2 protein-coding genes and 1 rRNA gene are annotated in these 1,587 nt (G+C 28.8%); 2 read left to right on the top strand and 1 reads right to left on the bottom strand.

Translation table 11 applies throughout. From position 1 onward, the window contains the following. Nucleotides 1-65 precede the first annotated feature (65 nt). Both I0K12_RS22150 and I0K12_RS22250 read left to right on the top strand, forming a co-directional pair. Nucleotides 66-191: a hypothetical protein gene (locus I0K12_RS22150; protein ID WP_255552943.1), complete on the top strand. Its 126-nt coding sequence runs from the start codon at nt 66-68 to the stop codon at nt 189-191. Nucleotides 192-819: 628 nt separating this feature from the next. Beyond that, complete coding sequence (locus I0K12_RS22250) at nt 820-1,008, top strand: transposase family protein (protein WP_196890317.1); 189 nt, start codon at nt 820-822, stop codon at nt 1,006-1,008. A gap of 498 nt (nt 1,009-1,506) precedes the next feature. Here the strand turns inward: I0K12_RS22250 and rrf are convergent. Next, nucleotides 1,507-1,587: ribosomal RNA gene (rrf, locus tag I0K12_RS21905) — 5S ribosomal RNA — on the bottom strand; the annotation flags it as partial.

The raw sequence follows: 1,587 nt of genomic DNA, 5'->3' as shown, positions 1-1,587 counted from the left end.
CTTTTTTAAAAATTATTTTTTCAACCTTGTTTTAGAACTTTTTGCTGCTACAAACGCCGTTACCTTTGTTTGTTTTAGCGGATGCAAATGTACGTGAATTATTCGTTCCTGCAAGCCTTTTTGCAAAGTTTTTGCATTTATTTTTGATTGTTTTTGGAGAAGGTTTGGTTTTCAGTGGGTTGGGTGGATAAAAATTTAACCACCCCCTGCACCTCCTTTTAAAGGAGGGGAGTTTTTGGGTTTCGACTACGCTCAACCACCGTTTTGTTTTGGATTATTTTAATAGGACGATGTACTATGTTGGGAGGTGTCGTCCCGTTAGGACTTTTTGTTCTTTTAAATATTAGACATTATCACGATTAAAATTGTATGATATAAAAAAGACTTCAAAAGGTTATAGTTTTGTTTCTACCAAAAAATAATCCTACCCCCAAAGTCTTGAATAAATTTAATTCATTATTAAGTCTAAATACAAAAGAAATAGAAATATTATTACCTGTATTTGAAAAATATGTAACTAAAAAAATAATACATTATACCTTGAAAGAAAAATTACGTAAATCCCCTTTCGTATAAAGAACGAAAAAACGTAAGTTTAAAAGGAAGCTATTTAAAGTTAAAATTCTATTTAATGTATCTTAAGCATAATCCGCTACAAGTACTTCTAGAAGATTTATTTGAGTTATTCCAATCTAAAATAAGTAGGTTTTCACTTATTAACAGATCCTGTTCTAAATTCTTTGAAATAATTAAAAGTACTTCTTCAGTTTGGAGAAATATATAACCATCTGGAGGATTCGGAGGATTATCTGTTAGTTGATGTTGTTGAAAATCAAGTTCAAAACAAACTTAACTAATCAAAAAGAAGAATATAGTGGCAAAAAGAAAATTCATACGATGAAGTATTTAGCAATTGAAAACAAAAAAGGATATATTCATTTTTTAAGTTCAGCTTATTTTGGAACAGTTCATGATAAAAAATTTGGGATGATCTTTCTATCAATATAGATAAAATACATATACTTTCGAATTAGGTTTTCAAGGAATTGAAAAAAGATTTCGAAAATATTACCGTAACTTATCAAAGCACAAAATTAAAGCCTTTGATACTATTTCAAAAACATATAAATATAATCATTATAAGTATGAGAGTAAGAATTGAGCATTCTTTTACTAATGCAAAAAGACTAAAAATAATCAAAGAGAAAATTCGAATAAAATACTTTGAAAAAAGAGAAAAGTCATGAAAATTACTGTCGAATTACATAATTTTAGAGTTACACTCAGGAGTGCATTACAAAATCAATCGTGATAATGTTTATTTATAAAAAATAAATATTACATATAAAATGATGTAAAATGAAATGATCAATAAAAAGTAAATAAAACAAAAAAAGTCCCAAAAGGACGACATAAACCAGCATAGTGTACAACACTATGAACTTTCCCCAAAGGAAAGTTTAGAGCAAAAAAAATCCTGATTCAAAAAAAGAATCAGGATTCAAAGAAAGGCGATGACATACTCTCCCACCAAAGGCAGTACCATCTGCGCTGGTAGGCTTAACTTCTCTGTTCGGGATGGAAAGA

Origin of the sequence: Aureivirga sp. CE67 (assembly GCF_015767245.1) — a bacterium.
Lineage (GTDB): Bacteria > Bacteroidota > Bacteroidia > Flavobacteriales > Flavobacteriaceae > Aureivirga.
The sequence above is the reverse complement of the archived record's forward strand: the minus strand, read 5'-3'. Positions and strand labels throughout refer to the sequence as shown.

What these genes read in the sequence shown, in the direction of transcription:
- I0K12_RS22250 (WP_196890317.1), top strand. Translation starts at nt 820, where the DNA reads ATGTTGTTGAAAATCAAGTTCAAAACAAACTTAACTAATCAAAAAGAA.